The 20244-nt window shown below is 63.3% G+C and carries 19 protein-coding genes; 10 read left to right on the top strand and 9 right to left on the bottom strand.

Going from position 1 to position 20244, the window contains the following annotated elements:
• The first annotated feature begins 35 nt into the window (after positions 1–35).
• The 3 genes from IB264_RS14350 to IB264_RS14340 all read left to right on the top strand — a co-directional run bounded on the left by IB264_RS14350 (position 36) and on the right by IB264_RS14340 (position 3705).
• Entirely contained in the window at positions 36–440 is a 405-nt protein-coding gene (locus tag IB264_RS14350; RefSeq protein ID WP_025427687.1) for a carboxymuconolactone decarboxylase family protein, read from the top strand.
• Positions 441–575: 135 nt separating this feature from the next.
• Complete coding sequence (locus IB264_RS14345; protein ID WP_025427688.1) at positions 576–3020, top strand: ATP-dependent helicase; 2445 nt, start codon at positions 576–578, stop codon at positions 3018–3020.
• A gap of 382 nt (positions 3021–3402) precedes the next feature.
• The gene (locus tag IB264_RS14340; RefSeq protein WP_128090488.1) at positions 3403–3705 is read left to right on the top strand and encodes a hypothetical protein; all 303 of its coding nucleotides are present in this window, start codon (positions 3403–3405) and stop codon (positions 3703–3705) included.
• Positions 3706–3739: 34 nt separating this feature from the next.
• Here IB264_RS14340 and IB264_RS14335 read toward each other — a convergent pair whose 3' ends face one another.
• The 4 genes from IB264_RS14335 to IB264_RS14320 form a co-directional block, all read right to left on the bottom strand.
• Entirely contained in the window at positions 3740–4186 is a 447-nt protein-coding gene (locus IB264_RS14335) for a DUF488 family protein (protein ID WP_025427690.1), read from the bottom strand.
• Positions 4187–4237: 51 nt separating this feature from the next.
• The gene (locus tag IB264_RS14330) at positions 4238–4699 is read right to left on the bottom strand and encodes a GNAT family N-acetyltransferase (RefSeq protein ID WP_025427691.1); all 462 of its coding nucleotides are present in this window, start codon (positions 4697–4699) and stop codon (positions 4238–4240) included.
• A gap of 190 nt (positions 4700–4889) precedes the next feature.
• A complete protein-coding gene (locus IB264_RS14325; protein ID WP_225906331.1) occupies positions 4890–5531 on the bottom strand; it encodes a cysteine hydrolase family protein in 642 nt (213 codons plus the stop codon).
• A 130-nt stretch (positions 5532–5661) separates the two neighbouring features.
• Entirely contained in the window at positions 5662–6336 is a 675-nt protein-coding gene (locus IB264_RS14320; RefSeq protein WP_025427693.1) for a phosphoribosyltransferase, read from the bottom strand.
• Positions 6337–6584: 248 nt separating this feature from the next.
• Between IB264_RS14320 and IB264_RS14315 the strand changes: the two genes are divergently transcribed.
• Positions 6585–7829 (top strand): diguanylate cyclase, encoded by a 1245-nt coding sequence (locus IB264_RS14315; protein ID WP_025427694.1) that lies wholly within the window; start codon positions 6585–6587, stop codon positions 7827–7829.
• A gap of 107 nt (positions 7830–7936) precedes the next feature.
• The gene (locus IB264_RS14310; protein ID WP_025427695.1) at positions 7937–8437 is read left to right on the top strand and encodes a CreA family protein; all 501 of its coding nucleotides are present in this window, start codon (positions 7937–7939) and stop codon (positions 8435–8437) included.
• Between the two features lie 82 nt (positions 8438–8519).
• On the opposite strand, the gene IB264_RS14305 is transcribed toward IB264_RS14310, so the two are convergent.
• From IB264_RS14305 to IB264_RS14290, 4 genes are all read right to left on the bottom strand, one after another.
• Positions 8520–8816, bottom strand: a complete 297-nt coding sequence (locus IB264_RS14305; RefSeq protein ID WP_025427696.1) for a hypothetical protein — start codon at positions 8814–8816, stop codon at positions 8520–8522.
• Positions 8817–9063: 247 nt separating this feature from the next.
• On the bottom strand, positions 9064–9528 hold the full coding sequence (locus tag IB264_RS14300; RefSeq protein ID WP_018326507.1) for a chemotaxis protein CheW: 465 nt from the start codon (positions 9526–9528) through the stop codon (positions 9064–9066).
• A gap of 2 nt (positions 9529–9530) precedes the next feature.
• On the bottom strand, positions 9531–11666 hold the full coding sequence (locus tag IB264_RS14295; RefSeq protein WP_038577246.1) for a methyl-accepting chemotaxis protein: 2136 nt from the start codon (positions 11664–11666) through the stop codon (positions 9531–9533).
• A gap of 179 nt (positions 11667–11845) precedes the next feature.
• Positions 11846–12259, bottom strand: coding sequence for a MarR family transcriptional regulator (locus IB264_RS14290; protein WP_309141651.1), 414 nt, complete (start codon positions 12257–12259; stop codon positions 11846–11848).
• 148 nt (positions 12260–12407) lie between these two features.
• On the opposite strand from IB264_RS14290, the gene IB264_RS14285 reads away from it, so the two are divergent.
• The 4 genes from IB264_RS14285 (at position 12408) to IB264_RS14270 (ending at position 15647) form a co-directional block, all read left to right on the top strand.
• The gene (locus IB264_RS14285) at positions 12408–13607 is read left to right on the top strand and encodes an NAD(P)/FAD-dependent oxidoreductase (protein ID WP_025427699.1); all 1200 of its coding nucleotides are present in this window, start codon (positions 12408–12410) and stop codon (positions 13605–13607) included.
• 64 nt (positions 13608–13671) lie between these two features.
• The gene (locus tag IB264_RS14280) at positions 13672–13830 is read left to right on the top strand and encodes a hypothetical protein (RefSeq protein ID WP_025427700.1); all 159 of its coding nucleotides are present in this window, start codon (positions 13672–13674) and stop codon (positions 13828–13830) included.
• 186 nt (positions 13831–14016) lie between these two features.
• A complete protein-coding gene (locus tag IB264_RS14275; protein WP_025427701.1) occupies positions 14017–14616 on the top strand; it encodes an SCO family protein in 600 nt (199 codons plus the stop codon).
• Positions 14617–14771: 155 nt separating this feature from the next.
• A complete protein-coding gene (locus IB264_RS14270) occupies positions 14772–15647 on the top strand; it encodes a 50S ribosomal protein L11 methyltransferase (protein WP_025427702.1) in 876 nt (291 codons plus the stop codon).
• Between the two features lie 66 nt (positions 15648–15713).
• On the opposite strand, the gene IB264_RS14265 is transcribed toward IB264_RS14270, so the two are convergent.
• Positions 15714–17477 (bottom strand): adenylate/guanylate cyclase domain-containing protein, encoded by a 1764-nt coding sequence (locus IB264_RS14265; RefSeq protein ID WP_025427703.1) that lies wholly within the window; start codon positions 17475–17477, stop codon positions 15714–15716.
• Between the two features lie 736 nt (positions 17478–18213).
• On the opposite strand from IB264_RS14265, the gene IB264_RS14260 reads away from it, so the two are divergent.
• Positions 18214–20049: an aminopeptidase P family protein gene (locus IB264_RS14260; RefSeq protein ID WP_025427704.1), complete on the top strand. Its 1836-nt coding sequence runs from the start codon at positions 18214–18216 to the stop codon at positions 20047–20049.
• The last annotated feature ends 195 nt before the right edge of the window (positions 20050–20244 follow it).

Raw genomic sequence — 20244 nt, 5'->3', positions numbered from 1 at the left:
ACGCCCCCCGATTGACCCTATGACCAGGAGACGTCATGAGCACCATCGCCCCGCCTGCCGATCCGGAATCCGACGCGCGCGTAAAAGCCGTGTTCGACGACATTCGCGCCACCCGCAAATCGGATTTCATCAACAATATGTGGCTGTGGCTCGCCTTCGATGCCGACCTGCTGGAGCAGACCTGGCGCGACGTCAAGGCGGTGATGGCAACGCCCTCCGCGCTCGATCCGCTGGTCAAGGAAATGCTCTACATCGCCGTTTCCGTCAGCAATGGCTGCGGCTACTGCGCCCATTCGCATACGGCTGCCGCGAGAGCCAAGGGCATGAGCGACGCCGAACATGCCGATCTCTTGCGCGTGATCTCACTTGCCGCCAGAACCAACCAGCTGGCGACCGCCTTGCAGGTGCCGGTGGACGCTGCCTTCGACAGGACGGCCTGACGGCGGTGAGCGCGAGAATAAGCGGCTTCGAAATCGCCTGTCTTTCCACAGGCTTGGTGCGGGTGGCGCAGAAAACGGAATAAAAGAAGAACATCCTTTCTGGCCTTTCGCCTCCGAATCACTACATTGAGCCGCATGATGAGTGGTTTCGACGACATTCCCTTCTTCGACGAAGAGCCGGCCCCGCGCAAGCAGCCGCCAGCAACGGGCGGCATCGCCGCGCGCGCCATGGCTGCCCGCGACCGCCAGCAGCGCCCGGATTATCTCTCCGGCCTCAATCCGGAACAGGCCGAAGCGGTCGAATCTCTGGATGGCCCGGTGCTGGTTCTCGCCGGCGCCGGCACCGGCAAGACCCGGGTTCTCACCACCCGCATCGCCCATATTCTTTCCACCGGCCGCGCCTTCCCCTCGCAGATCCTTGCGGTGACCTTCACCAACAAGGCGGCGCGCGAGATGAAGGAGCGCGTCGGCGTGCTCGTCGGCCATGCGGTCGAGGGCATGCCCTGGCTCGGCACCTTCCACTCGATCGGCGTCAAGCTGTTGCGCCGCCACGCCGAGCTGGTGGGCCTGCGCTCCGACTTCACCATTCTCGACACCGACGACGTCGTCAGATTGATCAAGCAGATCATCCAGGCCGAGGGCCTCGACGACAAGCGCTGGCCGGCCAAGCAGTTCGCCGGCATGATCGACGGCTGGAAGAACAAGGGCCTCGACCCGGCGCAGATCCCCGAGGGCGATGCCCGCGCCTTTGCCAACGGCAAGGGCCGCGAGCTCTACGCCGCCTACCAGAACCGGCTGCGCACGCTGAACGCCTGCGACTTCGGCGATCTGCTGCTGCACCCGATCCGCATGTTCCGCAGCAATCCGGATGTGCTGAAGGAATACCACGACAAGTTCCGCTACATCCTCGTCGACGAATATCAGGACACCAACACCGCGCAGTACATGTGGCTGCGGCTTCTGGCGCAGCGCGCCAAGGGCGTGCCGCAGAACGTTTGCTGCGTCGGCGACGACGACCAGTCGATCTATGGCTGGCGCGGCGCGGAAGTGGACAACATCCTGCGCTTCGAAAAGGATTTCCCCGGCGCCAAGGTCATCAAGCTCGAGCGCAACTACCGCTCGACCGAGCATATTCTCGGCGCCGCCGCGCATCTGATCGCCCACAACGAGGGGCGCCTCGGCAAGACGCTGTTTACCGAACGCACCGACCCGGATGACGAGAAGGTGCAGGTGCACGCCGCCTGGGACTCCGAAGAGGAAGCCCGCGCCGTCGGCGAGGAAATCGAACAACTGCAGCGCAAGAGCCACAAGCTCAACGACATGGCGATCCTGGTGCGCGCCTCGTTCCAGATGCGCGAATTCGAAGACCGCTTCGTCACGCTCGGCCTGAACTACCGCGTCATCGGCGGCCCGCGCTTTTACGAGCGGCTCGAGATCCGCGACGCCATGGCCTATTTCCGGCTCGTCTGCCAGCCGGCCGACGACCTTGCCTTCGAGCGCATCGTCAACACGCCGAAGCGCGGCCTTGGCGACACCACCATTCGCACCCTGCACGACTATGCCCGCGCCCGCGACGTGCCGATGCTTGCGGCTGCGACTGACATCATCGAGACCGACGAACTGAAGGCCAAGGCCCGCAAGGGGCTGTTCGATGTCGTCGCCGATTTCCGCCGCTGGCAGAGCCTGCTCGAAACCACGCCGCACACCGAACTTGCCGAGCAGATCCTCGACGAGAGCGGCTACACGGCTATGTGGCAGAACGACAAATCGGCCGAAGCGCCGGGCCGGCTCGAAAACCTCAAGGAACTGATCCGCTCGATGGAAGCCTTCGAGAGCCTGCGCGGCTTCCTCGAACACGTCGCGCTGGTGATGGACGCCGAGCAGAACGAAAACCTCGATGCCGTCTCGATCATGACGCTGCATTCGGCCAAGGGGCTGGAGTTCGACACCGTGTTCCTGCCCGGCTGGGAGGAAGGCCTGTTTCCGCACCAGCGCGCGCTTGACGAGGGCGGCCGCTCCGGCCTCGAGGAAGAACGCCGTCTTGCCTATGTCGGCATCACCCGGGCAAAGCACCGCTGCCACATCTGGTTCGTCTCCAACCGCCGCATCCACGGGCTGTGGCAGTCCACCCTGCCCTCGCGCTTCCTCGACGAGTTGCCGAATACCCATGTGGAGGTGGCCGAGACCGAGCAGTCCTATGGCGGGTACGGCCGCGGCGGCTATGGCCAGTCGCGCTTCGACAAGGCCGATCCCTTCCAGAACAACTACTCCACCCCCGGCTGGAAGCGCGCCCAGCAGAACCGCTCGGATGCGACGCGCGACAACTGGGGCTCGCGCTCCGGCCACGCCGTCGAGCGCATCGGCTACGGCGAAAGCGGCCCGCGCAGCCGCACCATCGATGGCGAACTGGTGGCGAAATCCACCAGCACCGAGCCCTCGCGCTTCACCGTCGGCGACCGCGTCTTCCACATGAAGTTCGGCAACGGCAACATTTCAGCGATCGAAGGCAACAAGCTGACGATCGACTTCGACAAGGCCGGGCAGAAGCGCGTGCTGGATGGATTTGTCGAGAAAGCGTGAGCGCAACGAGTCTGCTAGGCTGGCACATCAGGTGGCAACCAGTTGGGACAACGGACGATTTGGATTGCCGGCATCGGATTCTAAATCGCCCAGGCGGAACGGCCAATATGATTGACACCTCCCGCACCGTCGAAGTCAAAAAATCCTGGCCCCAATTGATAGGAATCCTCGCCGCCGCCGCAGCACTGTCGGCGGCTTCCCTAACAACTGTACTGAACTGGGTGTAGAAGCAGGTTCTGGTCGCTTGTTGTTCGCCCGCTATCTCGGCTCGATAGCTTGGCCCGCTGCATTCCTGGGTGTACTCGTCCTCTACGTTCCGATGCGACGCAGCGTTATCATGTTGTCCCCTCAGGGGTTTAGCGATGCTCGACTGGCTCCGAGCATGATCCCCTGGCCCGCGATCGTCGGCCTCAATCCGATCGAGTATCACAAACAAAAAATGATTGTGTTGACACTCGATCCGAACACGATCGGCCGCCTACATAAGAAAATTGGCGCGAAGATTCGGCGAAGCGGCATGTTTGGAACACCCAAAGGGCTCCTAGTGGTCTCGCACGGCCTTGCCATTACTTTTGCCGAGCTACATTCACTACTCCTTGCCTACCATCGCGACCATGGCCACAAGGCTGATGTTGTTCAAACAGCTTGCGAGTACGGGAGCGTTCATCAAGAGCGTGACGGTTGAAGGAGACGGCACAGCTGCTGGCGACTGTCAGGTCCTACAGATGCTCGACGCGAAGGCGGCCTCCCCAACGATCGTTGAGATATTCGCAGACGAGGGTGCGGTGGCAGCGGTGCGGTTTGTCCTCGGCGCAGAGCAGGCAGGCGCCCTGCAGCGCCTCCGGCTTCACGTGCTGCTCGACCTTGCGCTCCGCCATCAGGTCGAGAAAGTCCCGCGAAAAGGTCTTCCAGTCGCCCTTGTCGGTCTTGTAGGCCTTCATGATCGCCTCGGTGGGCGCAAAAAGCGGCTGGTGCACATAGTCGATACCGCCGATCTTCTTCAGGAAGAACGCAAGGTCATTGGCCTTGGCGAAGCCGGCAAGCTGCGAGGTATTGTGCAGCCGGACATCGACGATCGTCTTGACGCCGGCCTTCTGCAGGCGATCGAAAAAATCTTCCGCCGATGATTTTGTGAAGCCGATCGTAGAAACCTGCACGTTGTCCATCGCGTCCACCCCAGTTGCCCGCTGTCACACAGCCTTCAGCCAAGCTAAAGCCTAGATCATCTTGCGGTAGACGAGAAAGCCTGAACGCTCCGCCACCTTGTCGTAAAGTGCCATCGCTGTGGCATTGGTCTCATGTGTCTGCCAGTAAACCCGCGGCGAGCCGGCCGTGCGGGCGGCCTCGTAGACGCCTTCGATCAATGCCGCGCCAACGCCCTTGCCGCGCGCAGCTTCGCTGGTGAAGAGATCCTGGAGATAGCAGTTCGGCCCGATGGACGTCGTGCTGCGGTGAAAGAGGTAGTGGGTGAGCCCGACCAGCCGTCCCTCGTTTTCGGCCACCAGCGCGTGCATCGGCTCGTAAGCATCGAAGAATCGCGACCAGGTCATTGCGGTGATATCAGGATCGAGCGCCGTTGCACCCGACCTTCCATAAAAGGCGTTGTAACCATCCCAGAGCGGCAGCCATTGCTGGTAATCGCTGCGGACAATCGGGCGGATGCGAACTGCGTCGGTCATATCTCTATCCTGCTGGATCGATGCGAATGAACTATGGGGATGATGGCGTGATGTCTTTCCATTCATAGCCTGCCTGCGCAAGGCGTGCTCAGCCCTCAAGGGGCGAAGGCGCCACGGTCTTCGCGATTGCGAGGACCGTGCACCCACTGAAACAGCCCGAGCTGGAGCGGACCAGCGACAAAGACTGCCGCTACATTCGGCCCTTGGCCATCGCCCCGATGATCTCGTCCACGCCGGTCAGGATCGCGTCGCCCATGAAGGCGATGTTGTCCATCGAGCGCTCGCCGGCCTCGTGGTGGCCGGCGCCGCAGGCATCGCGGATGACGATCGGCACCAGCCCAAGATCGGCGCCATGGCGCACCGTCGGATCGATACCGATTTCGGTTGCAATGCCGCAGATGGCAAACGAGGTCAGTCCGAGATCGCGCAGGATGATGGCAAGGGGCGTGCCCTCGAAGGCCGAGAACGTGATCTTGTCGAGAATGGCCTCATCGTCGCGCGGCGCCAGTTCCGCCACCAGCTCGAAGCCCGGCGTGCCGCGCAGGAACCAGGGCTTGACGGCATCGGGATCGTCCGTGCGCTGCCAGGCCATCGCCTGGCGCATCTGGAACGCGCCCATCAGCGGCTTCGGCATCGACAGATGCCGCAGAAAGATGATGGGATAGCCGCCGGCGCGCGCGGCCTCCAGAACCTTCAGCACCTCAGCCAGGATCGCCGGGCCATTCTTGACCTGATTGGTGATCCCCGCCTGCATGTCATAAACCACCAGCGCCATCCGGTCCGGTCGGCAAAAATCGGCAAGCGTTTTCCCAATGTCCAGTGAAACTGCCATCATTCCCCTCTTCCGGCCCACCTCCTCCGGCGGCCGTCCTCACGCTTCAATCAAGCACCGGGAATGTGGCGCGGCGGTTCCAAGGTTTCAATACGGCCGGAGGCAGATGTTGGCGGTAACAACCTCCGTCTCAAGCGTCATCGCACCCGCCTGCCCTCGCCCTGCTGATCAAGGTCATGACCTCGGCATCCGAGGTCTGCTCGAAGTCGCGGTAATGCAGGCCGACGGCGCGGAAGAAGGCGGGGGTGGAGAGACAGACGATGCCGTCGACCGACGGCCGCAGGCTTGCGAGCGCGCTCGCCGGCGCAACGGGAACCGCCAACAGCAGGCTACGCACACCGGTCCGGCGCAGCGCCTGGATCGCCGCGCGGATCGTGCCGCCGGTGGCAATGCCGTCGTCGACGAGCACCACATTGCGATCCCTCGGCGAATGCGGCTCGCGATCGCCGAGATAGAGCACCCGCCGTCTTGCGATTTCCGCGCGTTGGCGCTCGGCTTCGGCGGCGATGTAGCCGCGCGGCGGCCGCACCAGGCGCACGGCCTCGCGGTTCAGCACCAGTTCCGCCTCTTCGCCATCGACCAGTGCGCCAAGCCCGAATTCCTGATGACCCGGCGCGCCGATCTTGCGCACGATCAGCACCTCAAGCGGTGCGCGGAGATACGTGGCAATCTCGAAGGCAACCGGAACGCCGCCGCGCGGCAGCGCCATGACCAGGGGCTCCGGCGGCGCCTCGACGGCCACCGCCTGCGCCAGCCTGCGGCCGGCGTCGGCCCTGTTTTCGAAGAACACCGGTCCCGTGAACATGTCGCCTCTCCCGGCCCGCAGAAGGCCGCTTGAACCGCCTGGCACCGCGTCACCGCCGACGAAACGCCTGACCATCCGGCAGTTGTCACTCCGCATCGGTGGACAACCGTGTCAATTTCGGCAGTCGCTAAAATTGCAGCGATTTCCGCCGGGTTTCGTTAAGGCGCCAAAGCTACCAATTGACCCCTGCATATTTGGCATTGACGTAAGCCGCCTTCCTCGATTTTAGCACGACAGGCCGTTTCGAAATGAGCTTTCTCCCCGCCCTATCGATCATATGCCTACTGGTGATGCTGCCGGTACTGCTTTCGCTGCAGAAATCATCGATGCCAGGCGCTGCGGAGTTCGCTTCCGGCTGTGCCATGACAGCCATTGCCATGACACTGGTGATGCTGGCCGAGATCCAGTCTCTCCGGCCGCTGCTGCTTGTCGGCTTTGCGTTTCTTGCCATCGCCTGTCTCTTCGTACTCGCCGGGTTCCGCTCGTTCTTCGCTCTACCCAGCTGGAGGCCGGCAATCCTGCCGCTCGGCGCAACGATGGTTGCAACCATCTCGGTTCTGGCTGCGTTCGGCGCTGAGAGTACCGCGGCTCGGGCGCTGATCACGCTCGGCATCGCCGCCGCCGTCTTCGTGGTCGCCTCCATTTCCGTCCTGAGGCTGCGCACAGCGAGCGACCCGACAACACGGAAGGCAATCGTCATCGGTGCCGCCATTGCCAGCGTCACGCTCCTGCAGATCGCCGCGATCTCGCCCCCTTCCCCCGTGAACGAGGCGGGCCCGGCTCCCCTTGTTGCTTGGAACTTTCTGCTGGCTGCGATGTGGCTGCTCTACATGCCCATCCTGTTTCTCGGCGTCATCCTGATGACTCATGACCGCGTCATCGCCGATCTCAAGACCACGATTGCCCGCGACGAGTTGACAGGAGCGCTGTCGCGGCGCGCCTTCATCGAACTTGGCGAACGCATCTTTGCCTCGTGCACGGCGCACGCGCGCCCCGCCGCCTTCCTGCTGCTCGACCTCGACTATTTCAAGCAGATCAACGACCGCTATGGCCATGCGGCCGGCGATGCCGCGCTCGGCCATTTCGCCGACACGGTCACCGCCTGCCTTGCCGGACGCGGCACATTCGGCCGCATCGGCGGCGAGGAATTCGGCGTGGTGCTGTCTGACCATACCGAAGGCGAAGCGTTTCTGCTGGCCGAGGAGATCGGCCGTACGGTCCGCGTCACCCCCGTCGGACGTTTCGGCCAGCCGATCCGATTGACTGTCAGCATCGGCATTGCCAGCGCGGGCCTTGGCGATACCATGACCGACGTGATGATCCGGGCGGACATGGCACTCTACGCCTCCAAGGCCGACGGACGCGACCGCTGCACCATCGCCGGGAGGCTGCAGCCAGACGCCAGCGGTCGCGTGCTTGCCGCTGCCGCCGCACAGCTTCGCGCTGCCGAGGCCTATTCGCTCGCACCGCAACTGCTGCGCGACACCGGCTGATCCGGGAACCTCCGCTCAGCCCGGTTCACGTGTCCACCTTGCGCTGGCCATCTTGCATTGATTGGGGCAGAACCTATGTGAACGGTGCAAACCACCGGAGGAAATTCATGTCCCGTTCGTTCCGCGTCTTGATGCTAGCCAGCCTTGCCGCTTTCGTAACGACAGTCTCTCCCGCCCGGGCCGAAACCGTCGGCGAAGTCGGCGTCGACTGGCTCGGCAACGACATCATCGTCGACGCGGTCAGCGATCCCAAGGTCAAGGGTGTGACCTGTCACGTCACCTATTTCGATCGCGGCGTCATCGATAGGCTGAAAAACGGCAACTGGTTCGAGGATCCATCCAACAACTCGATCGCCTGCCGCCAGACCGGCCCGATCGAGATCGGCGACATCGACCTTTCGAAAGAAGGCGAGGAAGTGTTCCGCTCCGGCTTGTCCTTGATCTGGAAAGACCTGCTCGTCACCCGGATCTATGACCGCAAGAACGACACGCTGATCTATCTTGCCCACTCGCGCGAACTGACCGACGGCTCGGCCAAGATGTCGATCACGACGATCCCGCTCTACGGGCAGACCGTCAACTGGCAGGAAGGCAAGCCGAAGCCCTGACAAAACGAACCCTCCCGGAAGAGTGTTCCAGGAGGGCTTTGTCACCGGCCAGTCCCCACAACTGGCGTCAGGCCATCGATGCTCAATAGGTAGGCGGGACGATACCCTGGTAGTAGTCGCCGTCACCACCCTGATAGCGATCAGTTAACGGCTGCTGGTAGGCACGCGGAACGGTTCTGTAGATACTGCCTGTCGACATCCTATCGACTGGAGCAACGGTGGTGCGCATCGGGGCGACCCTGGCGCGATACTGTGTTCCGGGAGGATTGTTCGCGTCGATGCCCTGATAGTAGCTGTCAGCCAGAACTGGCCCGGCGGCGCCGGCAATGAGCGTTGTTACGGAGAGCGCGGCAATGAGTTTCCTTACAGACATGGTCATAGGTTCAACTCCTGTTTCAAAAATACGGTACCCGGCCTCCGAACAGGTACGCTGCGACAACGCTAAAGTAGTACAACTGTTCCGTCAGCGCTCATGACGTTTTGTCACGATAGCCTCGCCCAAGCGTGAAAATCATGACGCAAGTTTAACTTGACCTGCGGGCTTTCTGACCAACGTGCCACGCGCAAAACGCGAAACGCCCCGGGAAAGCCCCAGGGCGCATCGCCAATCCGCGGCTCGAAGGTGGTCAGGCGGCCTGCGCCAGCTCGTCGGCAATCACCGTGTCGAGGTTGAGGAAGCAGACCATGGTCTTTTCCAGCGCGACAATGCCGCGGCAGAAGGCACGTTGCGCTTCCGGAATGATCTCCGGCGCCGGCTGCAGATCTTCGCTCTTGATGGTCATCATGTCGGATACCTGCTCGACGAGCAGGCCGACCAGCTTGCCGGCAATGTCGGTGACGATGATCGCCGAACGTTCCGACGGTTCGGTCATCTTCATGCCGAGACGGCAGGCCATGTCGATGACCGGGATCACCGCGCCGCGCAGGTTGATGAGGCCGAGCACGTAGGGCGGCGTGTGCGGCATCGGCGTCACCGGCGCCCAGCCGCGGATTTCGCGGATCGCCATGATGTCGATGCAGAATTCCTGGTCGCCCAGATGAAACGAAACGATTTCGAGATAGGCACCGGACTGCTTGATTGCGTTGGACATGATCAGAATTCTTCCCAATTCTCACCGGAGGCCGACGTCGATGGCACGGAGCCCGGTTGGTTGCCGAATGCGCCCGCTAGCTTGCCCATCAGGGCCTTGGCGGGGGATGGAGCTGGACGCGAGGTCGATTTTGCCGAGGCAAGGTTGTGCAAAGGCACCGCCTTGTGCGTGCCCCTGGGTACGAGCCTTGCAGCTGCAGGCGTCGTTGCGGCTGCGATCTGCGTTGAAGCCCGCGTCTGGACAGGCGCTGCCGGCTTCACGGTCGTAACTGGCTTCACGCTCGCGGTCGTCTGCGACGGTGCGTTGGAGCGCATCAATGCTTGGACGGTCCGGCCCTCGTGGAACTGGCCGACGAGTTGCGTCAGCTTTTCCGCGTCCTGCGCCAGCGTGTGGCTGGAGGCGTTGGTCTGTTCGACCATCGCGGCGTTCTGCTGCGTCATCTGGTCGAGCTGGCCGACCGCCGTGCTGATTTCGTTGAGCCCGGTCGACTGCTCACGCGCCGCCATGACGATGGAACTCATGTGCTCGTTGATCCGCGCGACATCGGCGCCGATGCGACCGAGCGCCTCGCCCGTCGCCTGCACCAGCCGGACACCGGTGCCGACCTCGTTGCCCGAGCGGCCGACGAGCGTCTTGATATCCTTGGCGGCGCCTGCGGCGCGCTGCGCCAGCGCGCGCACTTCCTGCGCCACGACGGCAAAACCCTTGCCGGCTTCCCCTGCCCGCGCTGCCTCGACGCCGGCGTTCAGCGCCAGAAGGTTGGTCTGAAAGGCAATCTCGTCGATGACGTTGATGATCGTGCCGATCTCGTTCGAGGCATCCTCGATGCGGGCCATGGCGCTGATCGCCTCGCCGACGATGCGGCCGGATTCCTGCGCATTGGTGCGGGTCTCGTCGACCATGCGGCTCGCCTCTTCGGCGCGCTGGGTCGCGGTGCGCACGGTCACCGTGATCTCGTCGAGGGCGGCGGATGTCTGCTCCAGCGATGCGGCCTGCTTTTCGGTGCGGCGCGCCAGGTCGTCGGCGGCGGTGCGCATCTGGCGGCCATTCGTCTCGATCGAGAGCGCGTTTTCCTTGACGTTGAAGAGCACGTCACGCAGGCGCTCGACCGTCTGGTTGAAATTGCGGCGCAGCGTATCGAGCTTGCCATCGAAGGGGCGGTCGATGGTGACGGCGAGATCGCCTTCGGCAAGCTGCGTCAGTGCCAGGCCGAGGCTGTCGACCGCAGCCTGGATGCGGCGAACCGCTTCGTCGCGCTCGCTTTGCTGCTGTTCGCGTTCCTTCTCGATTTCGCGGCGGCTTGCCGCCGCATTCTGCTCGAGCGATTGCTTTTCTATGGCCGAGGCACGGAAGAGATCGACGGAGCGGGCCATGACGCCGATCTCGTCGCCACGGTCAAGCGCCTCGACCTTGGAGCCGAGCTCGCCCTTCTGGATGCGCTGCATGCTGTCGCGAAGCCCGAGGATGCCGCGGCGCAACGTCGCCCCGTGAAACCAGAGCAGGCCGAGCAAGGTCGCCATGGCGACGAGACCGGCTATAGTCTGCAGCAGAAGCGCATCGGCCGAAACGGCGCGCGCTTCGTCGACCCGCGTCTGAACCAGTTGTGTCGCAGCCTCGGAGAGCTGCGAAAGTGCTTTACCAAGCCGTTCGCCGGCACCGTCGATCGCGTCGTCGATCTTGCCGAATTCTTCCGTCGAAGCCTTGCCTTCGACCAGCGTCTTCAGGTCGACGCCGATTGCCTGGCGAAGTTCGGTGAGATCCGCGTCGAAGGTCGAAAGCGCGTCAGTCCGGCCGAGCAGCGTCGCCAGCGTCTTGATATCCGCCTTGCTGGCTTCGAGAAGGCTAAGCGTGGTTGCGATGCCTGCGGCGCGCTCCGGATGGATCACGCCTTCGTTACGGTCGACGATGGTATCCATGGCGTTGAGCACGAGGTTGGTGGTGGCAAGCCGCATCTCGTCGACGGCGGTCAGGCCGCGCTGCGCGGTGATCGCCCCGTTCAGCGCCTCGTTCGAGCGCATGTCCTCATACCAGCCGACGCCGAGCACGGAGCCGAAGCCAACGAAGGCGGCACCGGCGAGCGTGGCAAGCCGCTGGCTGACGGTGAGGTTCTTTTTCAGGGGCGCAGACGTTGCGGTCATAGGGCAGTCCATGGTCACGGACCTGCCAAAACCAGGCGAAGTCCTCCGTTAAAATCGATGCGGAAAGCCGGGCTCGATCAAACCGGATGACGTCATGTCATGTAGAGGTGAAGCACTTCACCCGCGTTGGCAAAACACTGGCAAACAGACCTTAAGCATTCGCTAAGCCGACCCCCGAATCATGGGGAGAAACGCAGCGCGGCGAGATGCTTTTGCTGGAGCGCGGTCGCCCCTTCGAGAAAGCGCAGCAGAACCGCCTGCTCCTCGGCTGAAAAGGTCGCGAGGAAGCCGGCACCTTCCTCGGCGATCGGCCGGTAATAGGGCGCCGTCAGCATCTCCACTGCATCGGTGTTTTCCACCATCACCTTGCGCCGGTCTTCGGCGCTGCGCGTCCGCTGCAAGAGGCCGCGTGCCTCCATCCGGTCGATCAGCGCCGTCACCGCCGCTGGCGTCAGTCCCGTCTCCTCGGCAATCGCGCCGGCCGGTCGCGGGCCGGCATGCAAGAACGCGAGGCAGCGGCGCTCGGCGGCATTGAGCTGCAGCCGCTCGCCCACCGCCTCGTCATAGGCTTGGGTCGCATCCTGCCAGCGCATCACGGCGCCGCCAATTGCTCGGACGAGTCCGTCCGGCGCCGGGCTTGACGAATTTACTTCGATCATCTAAATATTAATCCATCGTACTTTTCATTCATCGCAACAATATGAACTTCGCTTGCAGCGGACGCAAGCCTTGGAGACGCATATGCCAAAGCAGAATTCCATCGCGATAACAGGCGCCGGCATTGCCGGCCTGTCCCTCGCCATTCGCCTGCGCCAGACCGGCCACTCAGTCCAGATCTTCGAGGCGCGGCCGCGGGAGGCGTCCGGCGAAGGCGCCTTCCTGACGCTGGCGCCGAACGGCATCAATGCGCTGCGCGCGCTCGGCCTTGCCGAGCGTGTCTCTTCCCTCGGCATCCCGACGACCGGCATTGAAATCCTCAACGCCGCTGGCCGACGGCTGGCATTGCTCGATGAGCGGGAAGCCCAACGGCAGGCGGGCGCCGCGAGCATCACCCTGCGTCGCGCCGACCTGCTGGAGGCGCTACGCCAGACAGCGTCGGCGCAGGGCGTCGACATTCGCTATGACCACGCGCTCATCGACATCGAGCGGAAAGCGGACGGCGTGACCTTGCGCTTCGGCAACGGCGAGAGTGCGCATGCGCATTGGCTCGCCGGCTGCGACGGGGTCTGGTCGCGCACGCGGCGCCTCGCATTGCCCGCCTCGCCCGAGCCGCTCTATACCGGGTTGACAGGCACCGGCGGCTTTCTCGATTGTCCTCACGTGCCGTCGAGCGGCGGCGTGCTGCGCCTGATGTTCGGCGAAAGCGCCTTCTTCGGCTACATCAAGGCGCAGGAAGGGCCGGTGTTCTGGTTCGATTCCTTCACGCTCGACGAGGAGACGGCGATCGGCCGGCCGGATCCGGCAGCCCTTGCCGCCCGCACCCGCGCCCAGCACGCCGGCGACGCCGCCCCGGTCCGCGACATCGCCGCGGCCGTCACCTCGGTGCCGCGCGCCTATCCGGTCTTCGACATGGGCCACCTGCCGCGCTGGTTCGACGATCGCGTCGTGCTGCTTGGCGATGCCGCCCATGCGGTCTCTCCCCATGCCGGCCAGGGCGCCTCGATGGCGATCGAGGATGCCGTCGTGCTCGCCGCCTGCCTCACCGCCTATGGCGCGCCGAGCCGGGCCTTCAGGGCCTATGAGACGCTCCGGCGCGACCGGGTGGAACACATCGTCCGCATCAGCCGCCGCCGTGGCGCCAAGAAGCAGGCAAAGGGCCCGGTCGCACTGTTCCTGCGCGATCTTCTCCTGCCGCTTCTGTTGCCCTTCGACGCGAAAACGACCCAGGCCGTCCAGCGCTACCGCGCCGATCTCGACCCGCTGGTGTTGCCGGCCGCCTGAACGCCGATCTCCGGCCCGGCCGGAGATCCCTTCCCCTTGGCGCTCCGGATGCTATGATAGGGTCATGAACACGAGAACGCAGAGATCGATCCGGCTTCCGCTGCTTGCGGGTCTTGCGATGGCGCTTGCCGTCGTGACGCTTCTCGCCTTCCGCGGCTGGATGGCGAACGGCGCCGATATCTTCCTGGCGCTCGCCCAGTCCGGCCTTGCCTGGTGCATCTGAGCTGACGGGCATTACTGCCGGAGGATTTCCAGGAAAAGTGCGAAGCGGTTTTCCGTCCGGAAATGCTTCAACACAAAGAGATTGCCTGCGGCAATTGTCCCATTTGCGTGGCTGCGGCGGAGACGGTATCAAAAGCCGATCAACCTGATATGGCCGGCCAAGGCCCCAACTAAATCGGTAGCACGCATGAAAACCATTCGCATCGCCCTTTGGGCCGCCGTCGTCGTCATGGCCGGCGTTCTCGGCTGGCTGACCTACGAGATGACCCAGTCGAAGCAGCAGGGCGCCTCCGGCCCCTTCGGCGTGCCCTTCACGCTGGTGGCGCAGGATGGCAAGGAGATCACCGAGAAGGCTTTCTCCGGCAAACCGACCGCGCTGTTCTTCGGCTTCACCCATTGCCCGGAGGTCTGCCCGACGACGTTGTTCGAGCTGAACGGCTGGCTGGAAAAGGTCGACCCGGAAGGCAACAAGCTGCAGGCCTATTTCATCACCGTCGACCCTGAGCGCGACACGCCTGAAATTCTCGGCCAGTACGTCTCCAACGTGTCCAAGCGCATCACCGGCATTTCCGGTCCGGCCGACAAGGTGCTGGAGATGGTCAAGGGCTACCGCGTTTACGCCAAAAAGGTGCCGCTCGACGCCGAAAAGCCTGACGGCGACTACACCATGGACCATACCGCCTCGGTGTTCCTGCTCGACGCCGACGGCAGCTTCTCCGGCACCATCGCCTACGGGGAAAACCCCGAAACCGCGATCAAGAAGCTCGAGAACCTCACCAAGGGTTGAGGACCGCTCCTGCCCCAATCGAACATCTTTGCTAGCGCCGGCATCGCCCGGCGCTTTGCGTTTGCCAAGCTTTCATGCTAGCGGCGGGGGCTTGCAGCGGCGCACGTCGGATAGGGCGTGCGGCGATTATGCAGAGCCAGCCGAAGGACAGAGCCTTGAGCGAGATCAGACTTTTCGTCACCACCACCGAGAAGCAGGCGGAAGCCGTGCTCGACCGCATGAGCGAGGTCTTCGGCGAAGAGGATTTTGCCATCGGCACGACGGAAGTCGACGAAAAGCGCGACGTCTGGGAAGCCTCGATCTACATGATGGCGGCCGACGAGGAGAGCGTCAACGAGCGGCTGACGGAGGCGCTTGCCGACGACTTTTCCCATCTTGCCATCGAACGCGAAGTGCTGCCGGATATCGACTGGATCGCCAAGTCGCTCGAGGGGCTGGCGCCCGTGCGCGCCGGCCGTTTCGTCGTGCATGGCTCCCATGACCGCGACAAGGTCCGCACCGGTGAGATCGCCATCGAGATCGAGGCCGGCCAGGCCTTCGGCACCGGCCACCATGGCACGACCGCCGGCTGCCTCGAAGTGCTGGCGACCGTGGCGCGCACCCGCACGGTGCGCAACGTGCTCGACCTCGGCACCGGCAGCGGCGTGCTGGCGATCGCTGCCTGGAAGCTCCTGCATGTGACGGTGCTCGCCACCGACATCGACCCGATTGCCACCCGCGTTGCCGAGGAAAATGCCCGCCGCAACGGCGTCGTCACCGGCATGACCTTTGCGACGGCCCCCGGCTTTCACTCCACCGCCTTCAGCGGCAACGGCCCCTTCGACCTGATCATCGCCAACATCCTCGCCCGTCCGCTGATGAAGATGGCAGCGCAACTGACCGCCAACCTCGCCCCCGGCGGCTCGGTGATCCTCTCGGGCATTCTTGCCGAGCAGCGCTGGAAGGTGCTTGCCGCCTATAACGGGCAGCACCTGCGCCATGTCCGCACCATCTGGCGCAACGGCTGGGTGACGATCCACCTGGAGAAGTGAGGCACGCGTCCGGAGCGACAGCCGCAGGGTTTCTTCGCAAAGCCTGACCTGGTCTCGGTTTGCAGCCTATCCCTTCGCCGGACGGCGGTGGGAGAACTGAGCGATGGATATGCCGGCTTTGCGGAAGCCGTTCAGCCAGAGCTCCGCATCCTCTGACAAGGAGCAAATCTTCGCGGTGTTTCGGGCGTAGACGTCTGCATCGAACGCCGCGGGCATCGCGCGCGTTATGATTGCCGCCTCCTCCGCCCTGCCGAGCTGGGCGAGACAGGCCGCCTGGTTCAATCGGAAGAAATACGGCGGATCGATCAGGGTTCCGTAGGCGGTCAATGCCGCATCGAACCTGCGCGCGAGATAGTAGCAGTCCCCGAGACTGGAGAGGAACGCCGGCGGCAGGAGCGGCTCGAACTTGCAGCCCCGTTCGACAAGCGCCAAGCCTTCTTCATGCATTCCCGCATAGGAAAGGATCATGCCTCGGGCGACAAGGACGTTCATGTCGCGCGGGCTCATCGAGATCGCAATGTCGGAGTAGCGCAGGGCCTCGTCAATTTTCCCGACCAACAGAAAGCATGCAGCAACGCTGGTGAGGACGAATGGATCGTTTCTGTCGGCAGCGATCGCCCGCGCGGCATATTCCTGGCACTCAACCTCAAGCCCGGCATCTGTCGCAGCATCAGGCTCACTGAACCGCCAGTATGCGTAGAGCAATCCTAGCGAGGCGAGAGCGGGCGCATAGGTCGGGTCGACGCGGATCGCCTCCTGCATGTGCCCGCGTGCACCCTGTTCGTCACCGTTGCGCCAGGCAGCCCCTGCCCGGAGCCAGGACCTATAGGCGGAGATATCCGTCGTCGAACTCCTTGCGCGAACGGCCCCGGCCACCTCTTGAAGATTGAAAAACAGGCGACCTATGATCGCATCGACGATTTGATCCTGGACCGCGAAGATGTCCGCCATTTCGCGATCGAATCTCTCGGCAAAGACATGCGCCCCTGTCTGTGTGTCGATCAATTGCACCGAGGCGCGCAGGCGCTGGCCAGCCAGCCGGACACTGCCTTCGAGGACGAATTCCGCACCGAGCTGCCGGCCCACCTCCGCCACGTTCACCGATTGGCCCCTGTAGCTGAACGTGGTGTTTCTGGCGACGACGGAGAGATTCCGGAAGCGGCTCAGCTCGGTGATGATGTCCTCGGTGAGGCCGTCGGCGAAGTAGTCCTGCTCTGTGCTTCCCGACATGTTCGTGAGAGGCAGAACGGCGATGGTGGTAAATTCCCTGCCGCGAGAAAGTGTCGTTTGGAGCAGTGCCCGGGCCGTCTCCATTCCGAAGATCCTGACCGGCGCAGCAATGTTCTTGAGCTGCACCAGTCCGAGGTCTTTCATCACGACGGGGATCTTGCCTCGGACTTCATTGTGCACCTTCTCGGACATGCAGATGCCACCCGGCTCGGCCAGCGCTTCCAGTCGCGCTGCGATGTTGACCCCCTCGCCATAAATGTCTGAACCCTCGCCGATGACATCGCCGATGTTGATGCCGATGCGGAGCAGGATCTCGCTGGGTTCTGGAACACCGGCATTCGCCTCCGCCATCTTCCGCTGAAGCTCGAGCGCGGCCTCGACGACGTCAATCGCGCTGGCGAATTCGACCAGCACGCCGTCGCCCATCAGCTTGACGATGCGTCCTCCATGGGCGCGCACCACCGGGTAGAGCACATGACTTCGCCGCTCCTTCAGCGTCTCATACGTCCCGGCTTCATCGGCTTCCATCATGCGGGAATAGCCGACCACATCGGCGACGAGGATCGCAACAAGGCGGCGGTGGATTGATTTCTCGACCACGCTCCCACGTCTCCTTCGGGTGGCGCACTCTGTTGGGAAACCGAACTCGTCCACAATATCGGGATTGTGACCTTGTGCAAAATCATCTTGTGGCACGTGCTCCATAACGGCGCACGAAAGAGCCGTTGATGTCAGGGTGCCAGCGCCAAAAAGCCAAGCCGAAGAAAAACGAAAAGGCCGCCACGTCTTTCATGACGGGCGGCCCTTCGAAACAAAGGCGATGCCAGGGGCATCGCCTGCTGGTTCGGCTTGAGACCGAACCATGCCCGCGAGCCTGAGGAGGAGGAGCGCTCGAGCGGGCGTCTACCGTTCCGAAATTGACCACCCTTGAGGGAGGAGGAGAACAGAGTGATCAACTATTCTCGGAACTGCAGGCTTTTGAACCACCGGATGTTCGTCCGTGTTCGTTGAGGCGGCTTATAAACTATTATTCCGATAGAGATAGCAGCTTCTTGGCATAGGAGCCATGCAGAAAGCGCATATGTATGGTAAATGAGCAATTGCCCTCTAAAGCATTTCCGATTTATGCGGAATCGCAAAAACGCTCTATCTCTTTGTTTTTACACATTTCCTGACGGAAAACCGCTTCGCACTTTTCCTGGAAATGCTCTGATTCTGTGCACGTCCTGCCGCCGGCATGCCCGGCGGGATCTCGCCTCTTTCCTCCCCATGGACGTTTCCGCTAAGATCGCGCATCTTTCCCGCGGTTCTCCGCCCAATTTACCGGAAATCCCTCATGTTTCAGTCCTTTGAAGTCACCTCCACGCCCCAGTTCGGCAAGGAGCGCACAGAAGCCTTGCGCGCCACCTTCGCCGCCCTCGGCATCGACGGGTTTCTCGTACCCCGTGCCGACGAGTTCCAGGGCGAGTATGTGCCGGCATCGTCGGAGCGGCTTTCCTGGCTCACCGGCTTTACCGGTTCCGCCGGCGTCGCCCTCATTACGCAGCGTCAGGCTGTCGTTTTCGTCGATGGACGTTACGTGACCCAGCTGAAGGAACAGGTCGACGGCCAGGTCTTTATCGGCGGCGATCTCATCGGCGAGCCGCCGCATCTCTGGCTGGAAAATAACGGCACCAAGGGCTTCAGGCTCGGCATCGACCCGTGGCTGCACACAGGCGCTGAAGTGCGCCGGCTGGAAAAGGCGCTTGCCGTCCTCGGCGGCTCGCTCGTCTTCCTCGACCACAACCCGCTCGACCGCATCTGGACCGGTCGCCCGGCAGCCCCGCTCGGCCGCGTCTCCATCCAGCCGATCGAGCAGGCCGGCGAGCTTGCCAAGGACAAGATCGCGACCATCGCTGGCGGCCTCGAAAAGGCCGGTGCCAGCGCCGTGGTTTTGACCGACCCCTCCTCCGTCGCCTGGACCTTCAATATCCGCGGTACCGACGTGCCGCACACGCCGCATCCGCTCGCCCGCGCCATCATCCATGCCGACGGCCGCGCCGAGATCTTCCTCGACAAGCGCAAGACCGGCATCGAGCAGGAAGCCTATCTCACCCAGATCGCCGAGATCGCAGCACCCTCGACCTTCGACGACCGCCTGTCGACGCTCAGTACTGCGGGTGCTGCCGTCATGCTCGACCCGGACCTTGCCTCCTTCGCCATTTCCGAGCTGATCCGCTCCAAGGGCGGCAAGGTCGTCGAGGCCGTCGACCCAGCCCGCCTGCCCCGCGCCCAGAAGAACAGGGCCGAGATCGAGGGCTCGACCCGCGCGCATCTGCAGGATGGCGCCGCGATGGTCGAATTCCTCGCCTGGCTCGACAAGGCCGAGCCCGGCACCGTCACCGAGATCGGCGCTGCCAACCAGCTGGAAGCCGCCCGTGCCACCGTCGGCGAGCGCATGCAAAACCCACTCAAGGACATTTCCTTCGACACCATCTCCGGTGCCGGCTCGCATGCGGCGATCATGCACTACCGCGTGACGACCGAAACCGACCGCGCGATCGAAGCAGGCACCATGTTCCTGATCGATTCCGGCGCGCAATACATCAACGGCACCACCGACATCACCCGCACGGTGGCGGTCGGCGCGGTTCCGGAAGAGCAGAAGCGCTTCTTCACGCTGGTGCTGAAGGGCATGATCGCCATCAGCACCGCGCGTTTCCCCAAGGGCTCGCGCGGTGTCGACCTTGACCCCTTGGCCCGCATCGCGCTGTGGAAGGCTGGCGCCGACTACGCCCATGGCACCGGCCACGGCGTCGGCTCCTACCTCTCGGTGCATGAGGGACCGCAGCGCATCGCCCGGCTTTCAACCCAGGAACTGCTGCCCGGCATGATCCTGTCGAACGAGCCCGGCTATTACCGCCCCGGCGCCTTCGGCATCCGCATCGAAAACCTCATCGTGGTGCAACCGGCCGAAGAGATCGCCGGCGGCGACCTGGCGATGCTCGGCTTCGACACGATCACCTATTGCCCGATCGACAGCCGCCTGGTGCTGCCGGCGTTGCTGACCGACGAGGAACTGGGCTGGTTCAACGCCTACCACGCCGAGACGCGCGAAAAGCTGATGCCGCTGTTGGTGGGCGACGAGACCCGCAACTGGCTGAAGACCGCGACGAAAGCCATCACACGCTGAGTGGGGCATTGCGAAGGGGCTGAAGCGCGTTTCCAGTCCCCAAAGCATGTCGCGCAAAGGTGCGCAGTGGTTTTGCGATAACGACATGCGCAAAAACAAGAGCTTAAAGCGCAACAAGCGAATCCGGGAGAGCGCCCGGCGCTGTAGCAAATTGGGGCGGGATGCGGCCGGAAAACCGCACGCAGTTTTCCTCAT

The organism is Ensifer sp. ENS11, assembly GCF_014851895.1.
GTDB lineage: Bacteria > Pseudomonadota > Alphaproteobacteria > Rhizobiales > Rhizobiaceae > Ensifer > Ensifer canadensis.
Note: the sequence above shows the minus strand (reverse complement) of the source record. Positions and strands in the feature narration are given on the sequence as shown.